Consider the following 22,556-nt stretch of genomic DNA (forward strand, 5'->3'; position numbering starts at 1 on the left):
CGCACATGCACCCCGCAACGCACCCCACCGCCAGCGCGCCCGACGGGCGCACCTACCGTACCCCCCTGCTGCGCCGCCGGTTGTTGCGCGGCCTGGTCGCCGCGGTCGTCGCCCTGCCGCTGGTCGGCGCGGCCGCGGCCTGCGGCGACGACGCAGCGTCCGACGGCAAGACCACCATTTCGATCTTCTGGTGGGGTGGCGAGGCCCGGGCCCAGCTCACCGAGCAGGCGCTGGACCTCTACACCCAGAAGAATCCGGACGTCGTCTTCGAGAAGGTGTGGCAGGCCAACCAGGGCTACTTCGACAAGCTGGCCACCCTGACCGCCGGCGGCAACCCGCCCGACATCTTCCAGATCGATGACAACTTCCTCACCGAGTACGCCGCCCGCAACGCGACCCTGGACCTCAAGCCGTACCAGGAGTCCGGTGACCTCGACACCTCCAAGTTCCCGCCCAGCCTGCTCCAGTACGGCGTGGTCGACGGCAAGCTCGCCGGCCTGGCCGCCGGGGAGAACACCCAGGGGCTGGTCTACAACAAGACGCTGGTGACCAAGAACGGCCTGCCCGAGCCGACCACCGGCATGAGCTGGGAGGAGCACATCGCCTGGGCCGAGGAGGTCAGCAAGAAGACCGGTGTCCCTGGCACGATGGACGCGAGCGCCATCGACAAGGCGTTCTGGGTGTGGCTGCGCCAGCAGGGCAAGGATCTGTACTCCGGCAACGACCTCGGTTTCACCGTGGAGGACGTGACCAGGTGGTTCGAGCTGTGGAAGGACGCCCGCGAGCGGGGCGCGACCCCCACCCCGGACGTCATCCACGAGGGCAACGCCACCGACATCACCAAGCAGCTGGTGGTCACCGGCAAGGCCGCCACCTCGTGGGTGTGGGTCAACCAGATGCCCGAGCTGAAGAAGAACACCTCCGACGAGCTCGGCGTCATCGCCTACCCGGGTGACCCCAGCGGCCAGTGGGCCCGCGCCTCGATGTACTGGTCGGTCTTCCGGGGCAGCAAGAACGCGGACATCGCGGTCGACGTGATCAACTTCCTGGCGAACGACGCCGACGCGGTCAAGCTGCTCGGCACCGACCGGGGCCTGCCGTCCAACCTGGACCTGCGCCGGGTGGTCAGCGACGACACCACCGACGAGGCGATGAAGCAGTCCATCGCCGTCGAGACCGAGCTGGCCAAGACGTTCGGCGAGGCGCCCCAGGTGCCGATCAAGGGGCACAGCAAGGTTCGCGCCGAGCTGATCAAGGCCGCCGAGAACGCGCAGTACGGCCGAGCCACCCCCGCCGAGTCCGCCGCCCAGTTCGTCGAGGCGTGCAAGGCGGCAATCGCCTCCTGACCCGCCGCACCACCCGGAGAGGAGCAGTTCGTGGCCTTGACCACGGCGCCCGACCCGACCCGACGCGGCACCGGATCCGTTCGGCCCGACGCCAACCGGCGCGGGACCGGACGGATCCGGCACGGGGAAGGTCTGGCCGGATACGTCTTCCTGTCGCCCTGGCTCATCGGTCTGATGGGCATCACGGCGATACCCATGCTGTTGTCGCTCTACCTCAGCTTCACCAACTACGACATCCTGACGCCGTGGTCCGAGGTGGAGTGGGTCGGGCTGGCCAACTACGAACGGATGTTCACAAGCGATACCTCGTGGTGGCACTCGGTACGGGTCACGCTCAGCTTCGCCCTGATCGCCGTACCGCTGAAACTGGCCGCGGCGCTCGGTGTGGCTCTCCTGCTCAACCGGGCCTGGCGCGGCGTCGGACTGTTCCGCGGCCTGTTCTACCTGCCGTCGCTGCTCGGCGGCAGTGTGGCCCTGGCCATCGTCTGGGTCAACATGTTCAACCGGGACGGTGCGTTCAACTCGTTCCTCGCCCTCTTCGGCATTCAGGGCAAGCCCTGGGTGAACGATCCGGACTGGGCGCTTGAGACGTTGATGGTGCTGGCCATCTGGCAGTTCGGCGCACCGATGGTGATCTTCCTGGCCGGGCTCAAGCAGGTGCCCACGGAGCTGTACGAGGCCGCCGCGGTGGACGGGGCCGGCAAGTTCCGACAGTTCGTCAACGTGACCCTGCCGATGCTCTCCCCGGTGATCTTCTTCAACCTGGTGCTGGAGACCATCAACGGGTTCCAGGGCTTCACCGCCGCGTTCGTGCTCAGCAACGGCACCGGCGGGCCGGTCGACTCGACCCTGATGTACACGCTCAACCTCTACATCACCGGCTTCACCAACCTGGAGATGGGCTACGCCTCCGCGATGGCCTGGGTGTTCCTGATCGCCATCGCGATCATCACGGTGATCTTCTTCAGCACCGGCCGGTTCTGGGTGCACTACTCCGACGGGGAGGATCGCTGATGGTGGCCGATACCGTCGCCCCGACCGTGGCGACCCGTCCACAACGCCCACGCAGCCGTTCCTGGCTCCGGTTGGTCGTGCTGCTGGCCATCGTCGCGGTCGTGCTCTACCCGCTGTTCTGGATGATCGGCACCTCCGTCAAGTCGCAGGAGGAGATCGTCAACAACATCGGTCTGCTGCCCCGGAACTTCACCCCGGGCAACTACACCGACGGGTGGACCAACTTCGACGTCAGCTTCGCCCGCTTCTTCCTGAACAGCGCCATGGTCAGCCTGCTCACCCTGGTCGGCAACGCGGTGAGCTGCCTGCTGGCCGCGTACGCCTTCGCCCGGCTGAGGTTCCGGCTGCGGGGGCTGTGGTTCGCCGTCATGATCGGCACCCTGCTGCTACCGGGACACGTGCTGATCGTGCCGCAGTACATCCTCTTCCGCACCCTCGGCCTGGTCGGCGGGGAGTGGCCCTACCTGCCGCTGCTGATCCCGCAGTTCCTGGCCACGGAGGCGTTCTTCGTCTTCCTGATGGTGCAGTTCATGCGCGGCATCCCGCGCGAGCTGGACGAGGCGGCGCGGATCGACGGCGCGAACGCGTTCGGCATCTTCCGGCACGTGATCCTGCCGCTGAGCCGTCCCGCCCTGGTCACCACCGCGATCTTCTCGTTCATCTGGACCTGGAACGACTTCTTCCGGCAACTGGTCTTCCTGTCCGAGTTGAGCGACTACACCGTCCCGGTGGCGCTGACCCTGTTCATCGACTCCACCAGCCAGAGTGCCGTGGGGCCGATGTTCGCCATGGCGGTGCTGTCCCTGTTGCCGGTCTTCCTGTTCTTCGTCGCCTTCCAACGGATGCTCGTCGAGGGGATCAACACCAGTGGACTCAAGGGCTGACGAGCGGGGCGACCAGCGCCGCGACTGGCGCGACACCGTACGCGACGCTGCCGACCTGGCGTTGCTGGGTATCCTGACGGTGCTCGCCTCGGCGCCGGTGCTGACCGCCGGCGCCGCCGTCGGCGCCGCCAGCGCGGCGCTGCACGACTGGCTCGACACGGGCAGTTGGCCGACCGCCCGCCGAACGATGTCGCGGTTCGGCCGGGGACTGCTGCCCGGCCTGCCCGTCACCCTGCTGGGACTGGGCGGCGTCGGGCTGCTCGTCACAAACCTGGTGGCGCTGGCCACCGGTCGGGTCCCGGGTGGGGCGGTGGGACTGGCTGTCACCAGCGTGGTGGCAGCGGCCCTGCTCGGCTACGCCGCCGCGATCGTGGTCGAGGTGGGGCGCACCGGTGGAACCGGGTGGCGGTCGGCGGTCACCAGGGCGGCCCGCGCCTGCCTCGACCACCCCGCGAACTGCGCCGCGCTGGCCGGGACCAGTCTGGTGGCCGTACTGGTCGGGGTGCTGGTCACCCCGGTCGCGGTGCCGATCCTCGCCGGGTACGCGCTGGTCGCCGTGCACGCCGTCGCCCGTCGCCGGCCGGTCACCCAGGTGGAGCTGTCGTGAACGGACGGGACGGAACCCTCGGCCGGGCCACCGATGACGCCTCCGAGGGCCGCGCGGACCCGCACCTGCTGGTCGGCGGTACGCCGGTGGCCCGTTACGTGCTCGCCCCGGACCTCGACGCCGAACACGGGCCCCGGCCCTACCTGCACCCGGTGCGTACCCTGGCCGGCACCCCGGTCACCGACGCTCTGCCCGCCGACCACGTCTGGCACCTCGGCGCGTCGGTGGCGGTGCAGGACGTCGCCGGCACCAACCTCTGGGGCGGGCGCACCTACGTCCGCGACGTCGGATACACCTGGCGTGGCGACCACGGACGCATCGTCCACGTGGGGTGGGAGGAGCGGACGCCCGACCGGCTCGACCACCGGCTGCACTGGTGTGATCCGGCCGGTGACGTGCTGCTCTCCGAACAGCGCACCATCAGCGCCTCAGCCGTGTCGGGTCACCCGAGCGCCTGGCGACTCGACCTCGCCAGCACCCTCACCGCCCCCGCCGAGCGGGACATCGTGCTGGGCAGCCCGGCCACCAACGGGCGCCCCGGCGGCGCCGGTTACGGCGGGTTCTTCTGGCGGGCGGTGGCGACCGAACCGCCCGAGGTGTTCGCCGCCGAGCTGACCGGCGAGGAGGCGGTCAACGGCTGCGACCGACCGTGGGTGGCGCTGCGCGGACAGGCTCCCGAGGGCGGGGCGTACACCCTCGTCTTCAGCGGCCTCGGGCCGGGGGACCGGTGGTTCGTCCGGACCACCATGTACCCGGGGGTGTGCGTGGCGTACGCCTTCGCGCGGACGCTGACCATCCCCGCCGGCACCAGCCGGCACGGCCGTCACCAGGTGATCGTGGTCGACGGCAGGCTCGACCCGGAAGGCGCTGCCGGGCTGGCCGCCGCGGGTGGTTGAACCGGGTCCGGTCAACCCGACGCATGACCCGTCAGTCGGCGCCGAGGCAGACGAACGCCGCCGCGGTGGCCCGCGCGGTGTCGTCGCCGCCGGCGGCGAACACCCGCTGGGCGCTGGCGAGCGCCTGCGCCGGCCGGGTACCGGCTCGCATCCGTCGGTGCAGGTCCACCATGAGAGCGGTGGTGGGCTCCGCCGGCACCGGTAACACGGTGGCGATCAGGCACCGGGTACCCAGCGCCAGCAGCACCGCGGCGAAGCCCATGATCTCGTCGCCCGGGCGGACTCCGTGCAGCCCGGACTCGCAGGCGGAGAGGACCACACAGGACGGCGGACGGGTGAGCCGTTCCCACTCGTACGCGAACAGCGGCCCGTCCGCGAGTTCCAGGGTGGAGAACTGGGGGTTGTCCGCCCGGAACGCGCCGTGCGCCGCGATGTGCACCAGCGCGGCCCGATCCATCGCCGAGGTCAGCGCGGCGACGGTGGCGTCCGCCCCGGTCAACGTCCGGGCTGCCGGCAACACCCGGGCGAGCCGTGCGACCTCGGCCCGCCCGGCCGGCAGGCGTGGACCGCTGGCCAGCACCGGTGCCCTGGTGCACCATTCGCGCTGCTCGGCGCTGAGCCAGACGGTGGCCGACGGGGCGACGGTGACGGCCCGGCCGGCGCAGGTGGCCAACCCGGCCCAGGCGACGCCGTGCAGCGGGCCGACCGGGACGATCACCAGCGGACGGTCGGCCACCTGCCGCCGTATCGGGTCGAAGAGTTGACTGTCGAGCGCCGCGGCGGCGTGTTCGGTGCCGGCTCGCGCGGCGGCCGAGTCCCCGCCGACGATCTGCCGGCGTAGCCCGAACCGGTGCCAGTGCGCCAGCTGGGCCGCCTGGTCGAGTGGACCCAGGTCGTGCAGGCTGGCGCGGCCGTCGCGGAGCAGCACCGCCCGAAGCCGGTCGCCGTGGGCCACGAGTTCGACCAGGACGCGGGCGCCGAGTCGGTCGGCCAGGCGCCGGACACCCGGTGGTGCCACCACCTGAGTACCGCCCGGCGCGCGCCGGGCCAGGTCCCGGATGCGCTGTTCGAGCCGGGTCTGCCGCTCGCGCAGGCTGTGCACGGTCCGCCCGGCCAGCACCGCCTCCTCCAGCAGGCCGCTGACCAGTCGGAGTTCGGCGAGGGCAGCGACCAGGTCGGGATCATCGGGCGGCAGCGCCGGGCGCATCCGTAGCCCGTTGGCGCGCCACCGTTCGGCCCAGGCCAGCACCTGGCCCGGTGCGCCGGCCCGGACCGCGATGTCCAGTCCTTCGGCCGCCAGCTCCTGCCCGTACACCCCGCTGTGCGCGCGTAGCTCGGTGGCGCCCAGCGAGGTGCGGTGCCGGTCGAGCACGGCCAGGCCGCGTCGCAGTGCGCGGGCCGCACCGGCCTCGTCACCGCCGAGCCGACGCGACATCGCCAGGGCGTACCAACCTCGGGCACGTCGCGGGGCGGTGCCGCGACCGCGGCTACGGGCGGCCTGTGCGAACAGCGCCGTCGCACGTCCGGTCCGGCCCAACTCCGTCGCCAGCAGTCCGGCGTCGACGCGGGTGGTGAGGGCGGGATCCGGCCAGCCGGTGGCGTCGAGCTGGTCGGCGGTGCGCACCATCGCCCGCAGCAGCGTGGCCGACCGCGTGCCCCGGCGAAACTCGGCGCGTAGCTCGACGTGCCGGGCGAAGGCTGCCCAGGTACGGCGGCCCTGGCGACGGAACCGGTTGCGTGCCGCCGCGGCGGACCCGGTAGCGGTGTCCAGGTCACCGGCGAGCAGCGCGGCCCGAGCCTGGGCCAGCAGCGCTTCGGCGAGATCGGAGGCCATTCCCCGACTGCGCAACTCCCGGATGGCGGTGGCGGCGACCTGCACCGCCTCGTCGACAAGCGGCACCGACAGCAGCAGCTCGAAGCGGTCGAGCAGCAGCGCCGGCCGGGGCACGGCCAGCCGCTGGTACTCCTCGCCGACGGCGGCGAAACAGCGCAGTGCGGCGGCGACGTCACCGCGCAGCCCGGCGGCGATCCCACCGTTCCAGCGGGCGTCGGCCGCCGCCAGGTCAAGGCCGAGGCCGTGGAACACCGCCGCCGCCCGGTCCAGATCGTCGGTGCCGTCTGCGGTGCCCCGGTGGGCGTTGAGCAGTCCGCGGTTGTTGCGAGCCCGTGCCTCCAGGAGACGGTCACCCTCACGCTGGGCGATGTCGATGGCCTGGCCGTAGTCGCGGACCGCGTCGTCGTACAGCCCCCGGTAGTGCAGCACCACGCCCCGCTGCATTCGGGCGCGTCCGGCATCGGCGCCGGTCAGCTCGGGCAGCGCGGCGGTCACCTCGCGCAGCGCCGCCGCGGTACGGCCGGCGTTGGCCAGTACGTAGCCGAGGCTCATCCGGGCCAGCGCCTCGGTGCGGGCGGAGCCGGCGCTGCGGACCGCCCGGCGCAGGTGGCGAAGCGCACCGGACAAATCGTTTAGTTCCCGCAGGGCCAGACCGATGGCCCGCTCGGCGGTGGCGCGCTCGTCGCGATCGGCGGGAATCGCGGTGAGGACCCCGGTGGCGATCGTGATCGCCTCGCGCGGACAGCGTTGGACGAGGTCGAGAGCCGCCTGGGCGGTTCCGGCACCGCTACCGGTGCGGTCAGGCATGGTCAGAGAATTCAGCATCCACACTCGTCCGTCAACGCCGACGAATGGCGCTACGGTGGGCCGTTACGGGCGTTCACCTCATTGACTTGCAACGATTGATTGGAAGAATTGGTGAGGTTCGCGGGGGCCGCCGCGCCCGCCACCGGTGGGCGTGCCGCCTCTCGCACAGTTGGAGGATCCGTGCGTCCTGACCGCGCCACCCTCACCGGCCGACCGTCGCGTCGGCGACTGCTCGCGGCATCCGCCCTGGCCGCGGCGGCGTTACCGTTCGGCGCAGGGTCACGTCCGAGCTACGCGCGTACCCGGCACGACCGTGCTGACGACGAGGCGTACCAGCTCGCGTTCGAGGCGGCGCTGACCGCCGATCCCGACGTGCGGCGGTACCTCGCCGCCGGCCGGCACTTCCTCTACCGGCCCCGGCAGTTGCTTGCCGCCACCGCCGACGCCCAGCGGGTCGCGGCCTGGCTGAGGGCCCGCGGCCACGCGGTGACGATCGCGGACAGCTTCGCGGGAGTCACCCGCTTGCGGTTCGTCGCCGAGACCGATGTTCCCTCAATCGTGACGAGGCTGCGTGACCCACGACAGTGGCCCGGGCAACCGGCACCCCGGGTCCAACCGCACCATGTGCTGGTCGGCCTGGGCAACATCATGGGCAACCCGGGTACGCCGCCGCGGGAGGCCGCCGCGCTCGCACCGCCCGACCCGAGCCGGCTCGGCGAGGGAGCGGGGGTGACGGTGGGTATCTGCGACACCGGTATCTGGCGGAAGGCCGGCGACTACCACCCGTCCTGGCTGGGCGGTGGGTATCTCCCGGAGCCGGACGACGAGGACCCGCTCTACCTGTACGCCGACGTGCTCGCCGTGCAGGGCGGTCACGGCACGTTCGTCGCCGGGGTGGTGCGGCAGGCCGCGCCGGGCGTACACGTCGACCCGGAGGCGGCACTGGCGCCGACCGGGATCGGCGACGAGGCCATGGTGGTGGCGGCCATGGGACGGCTGACGCCCGAGGTGTCGGTGGTGAACCTCTCGCTGGGCGGCTTCACCCTCGACGACCAGCCCTCGATGCCACTTGCCAACGCCGTGGCCGGATTGCCGCCGAGCACCGCGGTGGTAGCGGCTGCCGGTAACGCCGGCACCGACCGACCGATCTGGCCGGCCGCGCTGGACCGCGTCGTGGGAGTGGCCGCGCTCGCCTCGGGTCCTGCCGGCCTGGCACCGGCGGAAGACAGCGGATTCGGGTCGTGGGTGGACGCCTGTGCCGTCGGCCGCCGGGACAGCACCTACGTCGCGGGTCGACTGCCGCTGCCCGATCGTCCGACCCGGGTGTTCCAGGGCTTCGCGACGTGGGCCGGCACCTCGTTCGCGGCTGCCCACGTCTCCGGTCGGCTCGCCGCCCTGATGACCGCCGGTGACCTGAGCGCCGACGAGGCCCGGCTGGCGTTGCTGGCGGCGCCGTCCTGGCACCCCGACTACGGCGTGTTCGTCGAATGAGTTCCCGGGACACGTTGTGGTGACCGAGCGCGGTGCCGCGGTTCTGGTGGCCGCCGCAGCCGACGGTGACGAGTCGGCCTGGACCGAGCTGGTTCGCCGCTACACCCCGCTCGTCTACGCGGTGATCCGCGGCCACGACCTGGCTGGGGCCGAGGCCGCGGACGTCAACCAGACCGTCTGGCTGCGGCTCGTGGAACATCTGGATCAGGTGCGCAGACCGGAGGCGCTGGCCGGCTGGCTGGCCGTCACCACCCGGCGGGAGTGCTACCGGATGTCCCGCCTCGGCCGGCGGACCCAACCCGTCGACCCGTCCGGTGGCGCCCTCGACGCGTACCACGGCACGTCGCCGGCGGCGGACGAGGACCTGCTGCGTGCCGAGCGGCGGCGGGCCCTGCGCGAGGGCTTCGCCCAGCTTCCACCCCGCTGCCAGCAGGTGCTCTCGATGCTCACGGCCGATCCGCCGCTGAGCTATCGGGAGACCGCCGAGCGGTTGGGCGTACCGGTCGGCAGCATCGGGCCGACCCAGGCGCGTTGCCTGCGTCGGCTTCGTGCCTGTGCCGCGCTCGCGCCGTACGTTGGTGCTCACCCGGGGGACGGGACGAAGGGGGGTGAGCGTGATGGAGCAGTGGCCGCCGGCCGATGACGCCGCGCTCGGCGCGGAGCTGCGCGCGGCGCTCGGCGACGCGGGCGAGGTCCCCGAGGAGCACCTCCGGGCGGCCCGGGCGGCCTTCGCCTGGCGTACGGTGGGCGCCCAGCCCACCGTCGCTGAGCTGGTCTTCGACTCGGCCTGTGAGCCGGGCGCGGTGGCCACCCGGTCGGCCGGCTCCACGCGGAACCTGTCCTTCCGGGGCGGCCCGATCGTGGTGGAGATCGAGATCGGCGGCACGGGAATCGTCGGGCAGCTCAGTCCGGTCGACGGCGGCCGGGTCAGTGCCCGGACCGCGAACGGCACCTACGAGGAGACCTCGGTCGACGCCGTGGGTCTCTTCTCGCTCGGTCTCCCACCGCCGGGCCCGATCCAGCTGCACGCCCGCTCCGGCGGGTTCAGCGTGGTGACCGACTGGGTCTGCCTGCGCTGACACCGCGGGGATCGAAAACCGGGACGGTTCCCGACCCCCGCGGCACACGGCGTTGGAGGACTACTCCTTCAGGGAGGTGATCAGATATTGCACACCGCCCAGGTCGGACATCGTCCCGCTGCTGTCCGGGCCCAACTGGACCACGGCGAGGCACATCTCCCCGTCGCTTTCCGCCTGGGCCGTGAAGATCAGCGAGAACTGCGCCCGCTCACCGGGTTGCAGCAGGAGGTTGCCCAGGCTGGCCCAGGTCGTGTCGACGATCTCCACCTGGGTCCTGCCGATCGGCCGTACCCCGGTGCCGACCGCGCCGCCGGCACGCCAGCGCTCGAACAACTCCTGGCCGAGGTCGACGACCACCCGGCCACCGATGTTCTGCAATGGTTCGGCCGCCACGAAGAGCACCTCGTTGCGCGACGGCACGGTGAGCGAGTTGCCGATCGCGAAGGGCCGGACGGTCGGGCCGGCACCCGGGGTGAGCTGGACCGAGTCGACGTTGCGCCACGCGATGTTGTTGTTGCTCCGGGTGTTGGTGCTGATGTCCGGACCCTCGACGGTCATCGGGTCGGAGTTCGACACCCAGCGGGCGAGCAGGCAGAAATGACCCGGTCCCGGGACTCCCTTCCACGGGATGGTGACAGTGGTGACGCCCGGTGCGGCGGCTACGGAGGCCGCCCCGATCCTGGTCCAGTGGATGGGCCACACCGCACCGCCACCCGGCGTCGTCCGGTAGACCTGTAGCACGCCGTTGACCGAGCCCGAGCCGGACGGGCCCGGGTTACGGAGCTTGACGAAGATGTAGTTGGTCGCGCCGACGACCGGGTTCTGGCTCACGGCGCACTCCACCGCTGTGGGGCAGACCTTGATGTCGGGGCTGGCCCACAGCGGGTCGAGCGAGTGCGGCTGGACTCCGGTGTCGGCGGCGACATCCCGGATGTGGACGTCGGTGCGGGCCACCGGGGTGGCGCGGTCCGACCCGTGCCCGACCGGCACGGCGGCGGCTGCGCCGGTCGTCAACAGGCCGGTCAGCGCCGCTCCCACGAACCCGACCCACACGGCCCGGCGGAGCCGTCTCCCTACACTGCTCATGACAGGTGTCTCCCATCGACGGAGCCGTGGTCGACCCGGCTCGTTACGCTCCGGTGTCGACCTGGTTACGCCAAATACAGAGCGGGGTCGGGGCCGGGAAATACCGTCGGCGGGGGAGCACGCCGTCAGATGGCGCGAGAAGCGGCAAAGGGGCGGCTGATCAATCGCGCAGCGGACGGCAGGACGAGCGGACGACAAGTTCGGTGGGCAGCCGGATGTGGGTGTCCCGCTCGACGCCGGCGATCAGGTCGACCAGCAGCCGCAGCGCCTCGGCGCCCATCCGCTGCAACGGCTGCATTATCGTCGTCAGTGGCGGGTTGACCAGCGCCGATTCCGGGATGTTGTCGAAGCCGATCACGGACAGGTCGTCCGGGACCGACCGGCCCATGCTCCGGGCGACGTCGATTGTGGAGATCGCGGAGAGGTCGTTACCGGCGAAGACGGCGGTCGGGCCGTCGGGCAACGAGAGCAGTTCGGCGGCGGTCTCGGCGGCGCTCTCGATGCGGAACCCGCCGACCCGCACCAGCCGCTCGTCCACCGTCACGCCCGCGTCGGCCATTGCCTGCCGGAAGCCCGCCTCGCGCAACCGGGACGACTCGAGGTCGCGGCGTCCGCTGATGTGCCCGATGCGGCGGTGGCCGAGGGACAACAGATAGTTGGTCGCCAGGACGGCACCGGCGAAGTTGTCGGAATCGACGGTCGGCAGCCCCGACGGGCCGGTGTGCGGGTCGACGGCCACGACGTGGAAGCCCTGCTTGGTCTCCACCACCGTCGGTGTGACGATCACGGCCCCGTCGATGAGCGTGCCCGACAACCGGGCCAGCGAGCGGCGTTCCCAACCGACGGCCGTACCGGCACCGTCGCCGCCGGAGTACGCCAGTAGCTGGTAGCCGGTGCCGGCGACCTCCACGCTGGCGCCCTTGAGCAGTTCGGTCGAGAACGGCTCGAACTCGGCGACCAGGATGCCCAGCACGTTTGTGCGATGGCTGCGGAGGCTCTGCGCACCCAGGCTCGCCTCGTAGCCGAGTTGACGGATGACCTGCTGGACCCGTTCCACGGTCGCCTGTGCCACTCCGTAACGGCCGTTCACCACCTTGGAAACGGTCGCCACGGAGACGCCGGCCGTGCGGGCTACGTCCGACATCTTGACACGCTGGGGAAACGCCACGTCGATGATGATAGAGGGCGATCGGGCCGGTTACGGAGACGAGTCGAAAACGTTATCGACACCGATTGACACTGGGTTACCCGACTGAAAAACTCGCTCAGGCCGAGCACCCGACTGACTGGTCGAGGAGACATCGATGGCTATAAAGCGCCGTGCAACCACCTTTCTAGCGCTTTCCATGACAACCGCACTACTCGTCGCCGGCTGCGGTGGCGGCGGTGAGGACGAGGCGCCTGCCGAGAGCGAGCTGTACAAGAACCCGGTGACGCTTACCTGGTGGCACAACGCCTCCCAGGACGGTCCCGGCAAGACCTACTGGGAAAAGGTCGCCAAGGACTTCAATGCCCTGCACCCCACGGTCACGATCGAGATCGAGGGCATCGAGACCAACCAGCTCCAGCGCACCCGGCTCCCCGCCGCGCTGCTGAGCAACGACCCGCCGGACATCTTCCAGGCGTGGGGCGGCGGCGAGATCCGCGAGCAGGTGGAGGCCGACTACCTCAAGGACATCACCGACCAGGTCAAGGACGAGGTTGCCAACATCGGCAGCGCGGTCGAGATCTGGCAGGTGGACGGCAAGCAGTACGGCCTGCCGTACCGGATGGGAATCGAGGGCATCTGGTACAACAAGGACCTGTTCCAGCAGGCCGGCATCACCGCTCCGCCGACCACCTTCGACGAGCTGAACGACGCGGTCACCAAGCTCAAGGCGATCAACGTAATTCCGATCGCCGTCGGCGCCGGTGACAAGTGGCCCGCCGCGCACTGGTGGTACAACTTCGCGTTGCGTGCCTGCTCGGTGGAGACCCTGCGGAAGGCCTCCCTCGAGAACGTCTTCGACGACCAGTGCTTCGTCAAGGCCGGTCAGGACCTGAAGGCCTTCATCGACACCGAGCCGTTCCAGCCCAATTTCATCGCCACGCCGGGCCAGAACGACCCGACCAGCGCCAACGGCCTGTTGGCCAACGGCAAGGCGGCGATGGAGCTGATGGGTGACTGGAACAAGGGCACCCTGGACACCGTCACCGAGGACCAGGAGGCGCTGAACAAGTTCATCGGCTGGTTCCCGGTGCCCGCCATCACCGGTTCCGCCGGTGACCCGAAGGCGGCCCTGGGCGGCGGCGACGGTTTCGCCTGCGCCAAGAACGCCCCGGCCGAGTGCGTCGAGTTCCTCAAGTACATCGTCAGCCCCGAGGTGCAGAAGGGCTACGCCGAGACCGGCACCGGCCTGCCGGTCGCCAAGGGCGCCGAGGACGGCGTCAAGGACCCGGCCCTGAAGTCCATCCTGGAGGCCACCACCAGCGCCACCTACGTGCAGCTCTGGCTGGACACGGCGTTCGGTAGCACCGTCGGTAACGCGATGAACGACGCGATCGTCGCCATCTTCGCCGGCAACGGCACCCCTGAGCAGGTTGTCGAGGCCATGAAGGCGGCCGCGCGCAAGTGACGTCGACCAACCCGACCCTGGACCTCGCCGGCGGCGCATCCGCGCCGCCGGCGGGACCTCGGCCTGCCCGGCGCTCGTCCGCTCGGGCCGCCGAGACCCGACGCAAGTGGTACGAGATCATCGGGCTCACGACACCAGCCGTGATCGTCTACGTGATGTTCGTGCTGGTCCCGATGGGCTTCGCCTTCTACTACAGCCTGTTCCGTTGGCGTGGCGTCGGACCGCCCACCGACTATGTCGGCTTCGACAACTACGTCCTGGCCTTCCAGGACCCGATCTTCATCGACGCGCTGCGCAACAACGCGATCATCGTGTTCGGGTCACTGCTGATCCAGGGACCCATCGCGCTGGGCGTCGCCCTGCTGCTCAACCGCAACTTCCGGGGCCGTACGCTGTTCCGCCTGCTGGCCTTCGTGCCGTACGTGCTGGCCGAGGTCACCGTCGGCATCATGTGGAAGCTGCTGCTGTCCGACGCCGGCACGGTCAACGCGATGCTGGAGTCGCTGGGACTGGGCAGTCTCGTACAGGCGTGGCTCGCCGATCTCGATATCGTTATCTGGACGATGTTGGCCGTCCTGACCTGGAAGTACGTCGGTTTCGCGATCATCCTTCTGCTGGCCGGTCTGTCGAACGTGCCGCAGGAGCTGAACGAGGCCGCCGCCATCGACGGCGCGAGCTGGTGGCAGATCCAGCGGCACGTGACGCTGCCGCTGCTGGGGCCCACGATCCGGATCTGGATGTTCCTGTCCATGATCGGCTCGCTGCAGGTCTTCGACGTGATCTGGGTGACCTCCGTGCCTGCGGTCCGGTCGCTGGGCGCGTCGGCCACCATGGCGACGTACATGGTGGACAACGGGTTCTTCGCTCGCCTGTGGGGCTACGGCAACGCGGTGGCGGTCATCCTGTTCGCCATCTCGTTCGTCGCGGCAGTGCTGTTCCAGCGCTTCCTCCTGCGTCGCGACATCGAGGGCGCCATCACCAGAAGGGCAAACTGATCGTGGCCGCGAACGCCGTTCTGTCTCCGACCGCCAAGCGTCGCCCGATCTCGTGGGGGAATCCCCTCACCTACGCGCTGGCGCTCGCGGTCGCCGCCGTGTCGATCACCCCGGTGGTGTACGTGATCGTCGGCGGCTTCCGCACCACGCCGCAGATCGTCGCGGACCCGGCCGGGCTGCCCGACCCGTGGGTCTGGGACAACTACTCCCGGGTGCTGACCCAGAGCGACTTCTGGCGGCAGGTGTTCAACAGCGCCGTGGTGTCCCTGGGCACCACGATCGGCGTCGTGGTGCTGGGGGTCTGCGCCGCGTTCGTGCTGGCCCGTTACACCTTCCGCGGCCGTGAGGTGCTCTACACCTTCTTCACCCTGGGCCTGCTGTTCCCGGCCGGCGCGGCGATCCTGCCGCTCTACCTGATGCTGCGCGACCTGAACCTGATCAACTCGTACTACGCGGTTATCCTGCCGCAGGTCGCCTTCGCGTTGCCGCTGACGATCGTGATCCTACGACCGTTCCTCACCGCCATCCCCCGGGAGTTGGAGGACGCGGCGGCCATCGACGGCACCGGTCGGCTCGGCTTCCTCTGGCGCATCCTGTTGCCCCTGTCGCGGCCCGCGCTGGTCACCGTCGGTATCCTCGCCTTTGTCACCAGCTGGAACGCGTTCCTGCTGCCGCTGCTCGTGCTCGGCGACGCGAGCCTGCACACCCTGCCGCTGGGCGTGCAGAACTTCTCCAGCCAGTACACCTCCGACACGGCGGGCATCCTCGCCTTCACCTCGCTGGCGATGCTGCCGGCACTTATTTTCTTCACGTTCGCCGAGAAGCAGATCGTCGGTGGCCTCCAGGGCGCGGTCAAGGGCTGAGCGGCAGCGGCACGAACACAAAAGGGGTAACACAGCATGACTGAGGTCCGCGAGGTCGTGGGCGGGCCGGCGACAGTGCCGGCCCAGACAGGATCGGGCCACGGCCGGCCCGACCGGTACGGGTCCGATGGCGAGACGCGCGTGCGAGAACTGCTCGGTCGGATGACGATCGAGGAGAAGATCGCACAGCTCGTCGGCTTCTGGGAAAAGGCGGAGGGCGAGGCGGTCGCGCCGTTGCAGGGCGAGTTCGGTGACATCGGCCGGCTCGAAGACTTTTCCCGGCACGGGCTCGGTCACCTCACCCGCGCCTACGGCACCCGGCCGGTCGAGGCCGTATCGCGGGCGTCATGGCTGTGGAAGTTCCAGTCCGACCTGGTGACGGGGACCAGGCTCGGCATCCCGGCGATCGTGCACGAGGAGTGCCTGACCGGGCTTTCGGCCTGGAAGGCGGCGACCTTCCCGACCCCGCTGGCGTGGGGGGCGGCCTTCGACCCCGCCCTGGTCACGGAGATGGCTGCGGCGATCGGGGCGTCGATGCGGGCGCTCGGCATCCACCAGGGGCTCTCCCCGGTGCTCGACGTGATCCGTGATCCCCGCTGGGGGCGGGTCGACGAGTGCATCGCCGAGGATCCCTACCTGGTCGGCACCCTCGGCACCTCGTACGTGCGCGGCCTGCAGTCGCAGGGCGTGCATGCCACGCTCAAGCACTTCGTCGGCTACTCAGCCTCCCGCGCCGGGCGCAACTTCGCGCCGGTGCACGCCGGTCCGCGTGAACTCGCCGACGTGCTGCTCGTACCGTTCGAGATGGCGATCCTCGACGGCGACGCCCGCTCGGTTATGCATTCCTACGCCGAGATCGACGGCGTGCCCGTGGCCGCCGATCCGACGATCCTGACCGGGTTGCTCCGGGACCGGTGGGGCTTCGACGGCACGGTGGTTGCCGACTACTACGGTGTGGCGTTCCTGAACCTGCTGCACCAGGTCGCCGGTGACCACGCGGACGCGGCCGTGCAGGCGCTGACCGCAGGTGTCGACATCGAGCTGCCGACCGGTGACGCGTACCTGACCCTGGCGGATTCGGTGCGCGCCGGCCGGATCGAGGAGTCGGTGATCGACCAGGCGGTGCTGCGGGTGTTGCGCCAGAAGCTGGAACTCGGGCTGCTGGACGCCACCTTCACCGACGAGCCCGCCCCGGTGGTCGACCTCGACTCGCCCGAGCACCGGGCGATCGCCCGCAGCCTCGCGGAGAAGTCGATAGTCCTGGTCGCCAACCAGGACGCATTGCCGCTGCCGGCGGGCCGGCGGATCGCGGTGATCGGGCCGAACGCCGACCGGCAGGGTGCCCTCTTCGGGTGCTATTCCTTCCTCAACCACGTGCTCGTGCAGCATCCCGACGTGGAGGCCGGTATCGAGGTGCCGACGGTGCTCGACGCGCTGCGCGCCGAGTTCGGTGCCGAACTGGTCACCTCGGCCCGCGGCTGCGCGGTGGACGACGACGACCGCTCCGGCTTCGACGCCGCGGTCGCCGCGGCCACCGCGGCGGATGTCGCCGTACTGGTCGTCGGCGACCACGCGGGACTGTTCGGTCGCGGCACGGTCGGCGAGGGCTGCGACCGGGACGACCTGGAACTGCCCGGGGTGCAGCGGGACCTGGTCGAGGCGGTGCTGGCGACGGGCCGGCCCGTCGTGCTGGTGCTGCTCACCGGCCGGCCGTACGCGATCGACTGGGCGCTGAGCCGCTGCGCGGCGGTGGTGCAGACGTTCTTCCCCGGCGAGGAGGGGGCGGGCGCCATCGCCGGTGTGCTCTCCGGGCGGGTCAACCCATCGGGACGGCTGCCGGTCAGTCTGCCCCGGTCGGCGGGCGCGCAGCCGTACTCGTACCTGCATCCCACGCTCGGCGACGGCAACGAGGTGACCAACCTGCTGGCGACGCCCGCGGCGCCGTTCGGTCACGGCCTGTCCTACACGACGTTCGGGTACACGGACCTGACGGTGCCGGCCACGGCGCCGACCGACGGGGCGCTGACGGTGAGCGTACGCGTCACCAACACCGGCGGAGTGGCCGGCGACGACGTGGTGCAGCTCTACGGCCGTGACCTGGTGGCGTCGGTGACCCGACCGGTGGCGCAACTGCTCGGCTACCAGCGGGTCCACCTGGCACCGGGTCAGTCGGCCACCGTCACGCTGACCGTGCCCACCACCCGGCTGGCCTTCTCCGACCGAACGCTGACGCGAGTGGTGGAGCCCGGCGACGTGGACCTCTGGATCGGCACCAGCGCGCGCCGTGACGTCGAGGCGTCCACCACGCTCGTCGGCGACGTCGCGCCGGTCACCAACGCCTCCGCCCGGTGGACCACCGCCGAGATCAGCTGAATCCAGGCTGACCGGCCACCGCCGCGATGGTGGCCGACCGCCTGTTCCAGGGCAGTTCCCGATGATCGGGAACTGCCCTGGTGCACGTCCGCCGCGCGGTTGCCCCGCGACTCAGGTGGCCCGCCTCCGGCGGCGGTTGGTCGGCTTCGCCCCGACCTTCGGTGCGGACGGACGGCCAGCTGCGTCCCCGTCGCGGGTCGGGTCAACCGTCGGCGTGCTGGCCGGCGCACCCGGACCGGTCGTCGCGGTAGCGGGTGGCGGGTACCTGCGCAGCATCCAGGTCTGCTGGCCGAGCGAGAAGAGGTTCGTGGTCACCCAGTAGATGATCACTCCGATCGGGAAGATCAGTCCGGAGACGAGCAGTGAGGCGGGGATGCCGTAGAGCATCAGCCGCTGCACCAGTCGCTGCTGCGGGTCCGTGGCCCAGCCGCTGCGCAGGATCAGTTGACGGCTGGACAGGTAGGTCGTGGCGATCATCGTCACGATCAGCACGGCGGCCACGATCCTGACCGTCGCGCTGTCCGCGCCGAGCAGGGCCAGTTCCTGCCCGGTGGAGCCGAAGGTACCCGCGATCGGGGCGCCGAACAGCGTGGCCGACGAGGCGCTGTCGAACTGGGTCACCGACCAGCCGTACAGCGTCTTCAGGTGGTCCGGCATCGTCGGCTTGAGATGTCGCAACACGTGGAGCAGGCCGAGAAAGACCGGGATCTGCACCAGCATCGGCAGGCAACCCATCAGCGGGTTGGCCTTCTCCACCCGGTACAGCTCGACCATTTCCTTCTGTAGGGTCACCCGGTCGTCGCGGTGCCGGGCCTGGAGCTCGGCGAGCCTCGGCTGCAACGCCTGCATGGCTCGCTGCGACCGGATCTGCTTGACGAAGACGGGGAACAGGATGATCCGGACGGTGAGCACCAGGAAGACGATGCCCAGCACCCAGGACCACTCGGTGCCCAGCACGGACGCGTCGCCGAGCAGCCGTTGCCAGGCGGCGTGCCAGAACAACAGGATCTCGGAGATGGCGTGGTAGATCATGGACATGGAACACCCCTCGATACGGCCTGAGGCTGATGTGAGCAGGAACGGTCACCAGCGGTCGCCGACGAGCGGCAGAGGTGGGTGAGTGGAGAGACGCTCAGGCGACCGCGAGGGTCGCGGCGGTGGGGGCTCTCGGCCGGGCCCGGCCGGCAGCGTCCGGATCGCGGTGGCGGGGTACGCCGGTACGGCCGGAGCGCTCCCGCAGCATCCGACGGGTGACCCGCAGGGCGGGATCGGCCACCGTCCCGGTGAGCAGGACCCCGGCGGCGAGCACGGCGGCCAGCAGCACGCCGGTCACCGCCGCCGTGCCGGAGAGCATGCTGCTGGCACCGACGTCGGCCAACACGCCGACGAGGTACCAGAGCAGGCCGAGCCCGATCACGGGGCAACCATATCCGCCGGAAGCAATAGGTGGGCGTCCAGGATCTCGACCACCGCCCCCTGGACGCCGCCCCGCCGTCGACGCAGCAACATCAGGGTTGTCGCCGTGTCCGGCCCGCGAAAGGCGGCAACTACAGGGTTGTTGCCGCCTCTCTAGCTTGGGTCTGCGTTCAGGCTGTGGTCGCGACCGGCGAAGGGTTGAGCCTGGCGAAGGCTTCCTGTCGCTGATAAGGAAAGTACGGATAGGGCGCGGTGCGGCTGCTGGCAGTGTCGAGCCGGGCTGTCTGTTCCGGCGTGAGTGACCAACCGGCAGCGTCGATGGTCTGCCTCAGCTGTGCCTCGTTGCGGGCGCCGATGATGACGGTGGCTACCGTGGGCCGTTGCAGTAGCCAGTTGACCGCGATCTGCGGCACCGCTCGACCGGTCTCGCGGGACAGTTCGTCGAGGACGTCCATGACGCGGAACAGGTGCTCGTCCTCGACGGGTGGGCCGAAGGCGGCGGTCGCGTGGAGCCGGCTCGTGGCCGGTGGCGGTGTGCCGCGGCGGATCTTGCCGGTGAGTCGTCCCCAGCCGAGCGGGCTCCACACCACGGCTCCGACGCCTTGGTCGAGGCCCAGGGGCAGCAGCTCCCACTCGTAGTCCCGACCGACGAGCGAGTAGTAGACCTGGTGTGCCACGTAGCGGCGGCGATGCTCCCGGTCGGCTGCGGCGAGGGATTTCATGAGCTGCCAGCCGGCGAAGTTGGAGACGCCGAGATAACGGATCTTGCCGTCTCGCACCAGGTCGTCAAGGGTCGCGATGACCTCTTCGACGGGCGTCGCGGCGTCGAAGGCATGTAGCTGAAACAGGTCGATGTGATCGGTCCCGAGTCGGCGCAGCGCCACGTCGACCGATCGGATGAGACGAGCCCGTGAGGTTCCCGCGTCGTTCGGCCCGTCACCGGTCGGCAGACCGCTCTTGGTCGAGATCAGGACGGCGTCGCGTCGGCCCTTGATCGCCTGCCCCAGCACCTCCTCGGACGCGCCGTCGGAGTACACGTCCGCAGTGTCGAACATCGTTATCCCGGCCTCGATGCAGATGTCCACGAGGCGTCTCGCCTCTCGGGCGTCCGTGTTGCCCCAGGCGCCGAAAAGCGGGCCGGACCCGCCGAAGGTGCCGGCGCCGAAGCTGAGGGCGGGCACGGTGAGGCCGGATGCCCCGAGTCGTCGGTACTCCACGATGAATCCTTCCGCTAAGGGAACTGGGGTTTCGTTAGCGCGTCGGCTACGCTAGCAGTCAATCGCAGTTAAGGGAACTGGAGACCCGTTATGACTGTCGGTGCGATCCGGCCCGGAGGACGGACCGCCCGGGTCCGCGCCGCCGTGCTGAAAGCTGCCGGTGACGCACTCGTCGAGCACGGCTTCGACCGTCTTGACCTCGCGGACGTGGCGCGCCGTGCCGAGGTGGGCAAGACAACTGTCTACCGCCGCTGGGGTACGGCCGCCGGCCTGGTCACCGACCTGCTGGCAGACATGGCGGAGCAGTCGCTGCCGAGAGCCGACACCGGAAGCCTGATCGGAGACCTGCGTGCCAATGCCCGGCTCGTGCAGCGAACCCTGGTCGACTCGCGTCAGGGTGCCCTGTTCCGGGCGGTCATCGTCGCCGCGACCTGCGACCTACGCGCCGCCGATGCTCTGCATCGCTTCTACGCCGTCCGGATCGCCGAGTGGGCCCCCTGCGTGGAACAGGCCGTGCGGCGCGGGGAGTTGCCCCCGGACACGGACGCAGCCGAGGTCATCCGTGCCGTCTCGGCACCGCTCTACTACCGCCTGCTCGTCAGCGGAGACCCCATCGACGAGGCCATGGCGGACCGGGCCGCCGAAGCGGCAGCGGCAGCCGTCCACGCCGGCGTCTTCAGGCAGACCAGCGGTCCCGACTGACGGCACAGCTCATTCCTTCAGGCCGGCCGTCAGCCGTGCGGGTCCGGCTCGGCGCGCAGGGCGGCCGTGGTCCGCACCGCCTTGACGATCGCCGGGATCGCTCCGATCAGCAGCACCAGCGCCCAGACGATCGCGATGATCGCGAAGACGACGGCGCCCACGGAGTCGACGATGCTCACCAGGATCACCGGCACCAGGTGGTGCAGGAACTCCAGCAGCACCGTGCAGAGCAGGCTGGTCAGGATCAGCAGAACCAGCCCCTTGTTCTGCAGGAACTTCGGTTGAGCCAGGATCAGCAACCCGGCCCAGGCGAGCTTGAGCAGCAGCACCAGCGCGAGTAGCACCGCGGCGTCACCGACCGGGAAGAAGCCCCACAGCGCCAGGTACGCCAGCGTGCCGAACGGCGGCGCCAGGAACAACGACACCATGATCATGAGTTCGATGAACGCGAACACCAGCGCCAGCAGGGCCACCAGGATCAGAACGATGGAGAAGATCAGGGTGGCGACGCCCTGGATCCGGCCGTGCAGCCGGTCCGGCAGCACCAGACCCAGGCAGAACAGCCCGGTCGTCCAGAGCGCCGCCGCGTCGACAAGCGCCAGGTAACCCGTACCACGGCCGGACGGCTCGCTGACCTCCCGTACGTCGCCGACCTCCACCCCGAGGTCGGCGGCGCTGCCGGCCAACTCCGCACCGGCGTCACCGCCGCCCAGCAACAGCCCGGCACCCACCTCCAGGCCGACCGCCAGCACCAGCGCCAGCATCGCCAGCAGCAGGAACGGCTTGCGCAACGCACCCATGCCGACCTCCCGCCTCAGTCCTGCGCGATGGTGACGAGGCACCCGGGCGGACAACTCACCAGCACCGTGGTGGCTCGGTCGACGGCGACCCGGGCCACGGCGCCGCTGCCGTCGTCGGCGGGATCCACCTCGTCGGTGACCGTGAAGTCGGCGTCGCCCGGGGCCGTGGCCCGTACGCTGAACGCCTGCGGACCGCGCAGGATCAGGGTGCGCAACCCGCCCGGATCGGCGATGCGCAGCTCGCAGCGACCGTTGACCACCAACTGCCCGGCGGCGTCGGCGCAGTCCGCGTCCACCCCGGCCGGATCGACGGCGCTCCGCCCACCTCCGGCTCGCCCCAGCAGGTCGACAAGTGGATGCCGGGCCGCCGGGTCGCCCCGGTCGTCGCTACCCGCGCCCACCGCCACCGCGAACAGCACCACCAGCAGTACGCCCAGCGCCGCCAGCAGCGCCTTCTGCTGCCCGCTCATGTCGGCACTTCGCTTCGCTGCGTGCCGTCATGAGGCATCGCCGCGCTGAGTTGATGATTCG

Annotated in this window: 21 protein-coding genes; 13 read left to right on the top strand and 8 right to left on the bottom strand. The window is 70.4% G+C overall.

From position 1 onward, the window contains the following. Positions 1–5 precede the first annotated feature (5 nt). Genes ACN26Z_RS13790 through ACN26Z_RS13810 form a run of 5 tightly spaced genes read left to right on the top strand, consistent with a single transcriptional unit; the run spans position 6 to position 4,747 of the window. A complete protein-coding gene (locus tag ACN26Z_RS13790; protein ID WP_093402610.1) occupies positions 6–1,346 on the top strand; it encodes an ABC transporter substrate-binding protein in 1,341 nt (446 codons plus the stop codon). A gap of 30 nt (positions 1,347–1,376) precedes the next feature. Then, the gene (locus tag ACN26Z_RS13795; protein WP_093402611.1) at positions 1,377–2,360 is read left to right on the top strand and encodes a carbohydrate ABC transporter permease; all 984 of its coding nucleotides are present in this window, start codon (positions 1,377–1,379) and stop codon (positions 2,358–2,360) included. Then, positions 2,360–3,244: a carbohydrate ABC transporter permease gene (locus ACN26Z_RS13800; protein WP_093402612.1), complete on the top strand. Its 885-nt coding sequence runs from the start codon at positions 2,360–2,362 to the stop codon at positions 3,242–3,244. Before ACN26Z_RS13795 ends, ACN26Z_RS13800 begins: the two co-directional genes overlap by 1 nt. After that, a complete protein-coding gene (locus ACN26Z_RS13805; RefSeq protein ID WP_421461573.1) occupies positions 3,228–3,851 on the top strand; it encodes a hypothetical protein in 624 nt (207 codons plus the stop codon). Before ACN26Z_RS13800 ends, ACN26Z_RS13805 begins: the two co-directional genes overlap by 17 nt. Next, on the top strand, positions 3,848–4,747 hold the full coding sequence (locus ACN26Z_RS13810) for a PmoA family protein (RefSeq protein WP_421461574.1): 900 nt from the start codon (positions 3,848–3,850) through the stop codon (positions 4,745–4,747). The genes ACN26Z_RS13805 and ACN26Z_RS13810 overlap by 4 nt, the downstream gene beginning before the upstream one ends. Before the next feature lie 31 nt (positions 4,748–4,778). Here ACN26Z_RS13810 and ACN26Z_RS13815 read toward each other — a convergent pair whose 3' ends face one another. After that, positions 4,779–7,388, bottom strand: a complete 2,610-nt coding sequence (locus tag ACN26Z_RS13815; RefSeq protein WP_421461575.1) for a CHAT domain-containing protein — start codon at positions 7,386–7,388, stop codon at positions 4,779–4,781. 180 nt (positions 7,389–7,568) lie between these two features. On the opposite strand from ACN26Z_RS13815, the gene ACN26Z_RS13820 reads away from it, so the two are divergent. Genes ACN26Z_RS13820 through ACN26Z_RS13830 form a run of 3 tightly spaced genes read left to right on the top strand, consistent with a single transcriptional unit; the run spans position 7,569 to position 9,958 of the window. Further along, complete coding sequence (locus ACN26Z_RS13820; RefSeq protein ID WP_421461576.1) at positions 7,569–8,879, top strand: S8/S53 family peptidase; 1,311 nt, start codon at positions 7,569–7,571, stop codon at positions 8,877–8,879. A 19-nt stretch (positions 8,880–8,898) separates the two neighbouring features. After that, on the top strand, positions 8,899–9,522 hold the full coding sequence (locus tag ACN26Z_RS13825) for an RNA polymerase sigma factor (protein WP_093402814.1): 624 nt from the start codon (positions 8,899–8,901) through the stop codon (positions 9,520–9,522). After that, positions 9,497–9,958, top strand: a complete 462-nt coding sequence (locus ACN26Z_RS13830; protein WP_421461577.1) for a hypothetical protein — start codon at positions 9,497–9,499, stop codon at positions 9,956–9,958. The genes ACN26Z_RS13825 and ACN26Z_RS13830 overlap by 26 nt, the downstream gene beginning before the upstream one ends. 60 nt (positions 9,959–10,018) lie before the next feature. Here ACN26Z_RS13830 and ACN26Z_RS13835 read toward each other — a convergent pair whose 3' ends face one another. Then, the gene (locus ACN26Z_RS13835) at positions 10,019–11,044 is read right to left on the bottom strand and encodes a hypothetical protein (RefSeq protein WP_421461578.1); all 1,026 of its coding nucleotides are present in this window, start codon (positions 11,042–11,044) and stop codon (positions 10,019–10,021) included. Positions 11,045–11,204: 160 nt separating this feature from the next. Continuing rightward, positions 11,205–12,188 (bottom strand): LacI family DNA-binding transcriptional regulator, encoded by a 984-nt coding sequence (locus ACN26Z_RS13840; protein WP_170863354.1) that lies wholly within the window; start codon positions 12,186–12,188, stop codon positions 11,205–11,207. 202 nt (positions 12,189–12,390) lie between these two features. On the opposite strand from ACN26Z_RS13840, the gene ACN26Z_RS13845 reads away from it, so the two are divergent. Genes ACN26Z_RS13845 through ACN26Z_RS13860 form a run of 4 tightly spaced genes read left to right on the top strand, consistent with a single transcriptional unit; the run spans position 12,391 to position 17,890 of the window. Beyond that, positions 12,391–13,659 carry an ABC transporter substrate-binding protein gene (locus ACN26Z_RS13845; RefSeq protein ID WP_421461579.1) on the top strand — a complete coding sequence of 423 codons (1,269 nt, stop codon included), beginning with the start codon at positions 12,391–12,393 and terminating at the stop codon, positions 13,657–13,659. Next, on the top strand, positions 13,656–14,654 hold the full coding sequence (locus tag ACN26Z_RS13850; protein WP_093402620.1) for a carbohydrate ABC transporter permease: 999 nt from the start codon (positions 13,656–13,658) through the stop codon (positions 14,652–14,654). The genes ACN26Z_RS13845 and ACN26Z_RS13850 overlap by 4 nt, the downstream gene beginning before the upstream one ends. Next, a complete protein-coding gene (locus ACN26Z_RS13855; RefSeq protein WP_093402815.1) occupies positions 14,651–15,517 on the top strand; it encodes a carbohydrate ABC transporter permease in 867 nt (288 codons plus the stop codon). Before ACN26Z_RS13850 ends, ACN26Z_RS13855 begins: the two co-directional genes overlap by 4 nt. A gap of 36 nt (positions 15,518–15,553) precedes the next feature. Then, complete coding sequence (locus ACN26Z_RS13860; protein ID WP_421461580.1) at positions 15,554–17,890, top strand: glycoside hydrolase family 3 N-terminal domain-containing protein; 2,337 nt, start codon at positions 15,554–15,556, stop codon at positions 17,888–17,890. A gap of 111 nt (positions 17,891–18,001) precedes the next feature. On the opposite strand, the gene yidC is transcribed toward ACN26Z_RS13860, so the two are convergent. The 3 genes from yidC to ACN26Z_RS13875 all read right to left on the bottom strand — a co-directional run bounded on the left by yidC (position 18,002) and on the right by ACN26Z_RS13875 (position 20,523). Further along, positions 18,002–18,928 carry a membrane protein insertase YidC gene (gene yidC, locus ACN26Z_RS13865; RefSeq protein WP_421461582.1) on the bottom strand — a complete coding sequence of 309 codons (927 nt, stop codon included), beginning with the start codon at positions 18,926–18,928 and terminating at the stop codon, positions 18,002–18,004. 94 nt (positions 18,929–19,022) lie between these two features. Next, positions 19,023–19,307, bottom strand: a complete 285-nt coding sequence (locus ACN26Z_RS13870) for a DUF6412 domain-containing protein (protein WP_421461584.1) — start codon at positions 19,305–19,307, stop codon at positions 19,023–19,025. A 169-nt stretch (positions 19,308–19,476) separates the two neighbouring features. After that, positions 19,477–20,523 carry an aldo/keto reductase gene (locus ACN26Z_RS13875; protein ID WP_282238909.1) on the bottom strand — a complete coding sequence of 349 codons (1,047 nt, stop codon included), beginning with the start codon at positions 20,521–20,523 and terminating at the stop codon, positions 19,477–19,479. A 90-nt stretch (positions 20,524–20,613) separates the two neighbouring features. On the opposite strand from ACN26Z_RS13875, the gene ACN26Z_RS13880 reads away from it, so the two are divergent. After that, positions 20,614–21,225 carry a TetR/AcrR family transcriptional regulator gene (locus ACN26Z_RS13880; RefSeq protein ID WP_421461587.1) on the top strand — a complete coding sequence of 204 codons (612 nt, stop codon included), beginning with the start codon at positions 20,614–20,616 and terminating at the stop codon, positions 21,223–21,225. A 29-nt stretch (positions 21,226–21,254) separates the two neighbouring features. Here ACN26Z_RS13880 and ACN26Z_RS13885 read toward each other — a convergent pair whose 3' ends face one another. Together ACN26Z_RS13885 and ACN26Z_RS13890 are read right to left on the bottom strand one after the other, a co-directional pair. Further along, complete coding sequence (locus ACN26Z_RS13885; RefSeq protein ID WP_421461589.1) at positions 21,255–22,025, bottom strand: hypothetical protein; 771 nt, start codon at positions 22,023–22,025, stop codon at positions 21,255–21,257. 14 nt (positions 22,026–22,039) lie between these two features. Then, positions 22,040–22,495, bottom strand: a complete 456-nt coding sequence (locus ACN26Z_RS13890) for a hypothetical protein (protein ID WP_282238906.1) — start codon at positions 22,493–22,495, stop codon at positions 22,040–22,042. Positions 22,496–22,556: the final 61 nt, after the last annotated feature.

The organism is Verrucosispora sp. WMMD703 (genome assembly GCF_049178935.1).
In the GTDB taxonomy this organism is placed as follows: Bacteria; Actinomycetota; Actinomycetes; order Mycobacteriales; family Micromonosporaceae; genus Micromonospora; species Micromonospora sediminimaris.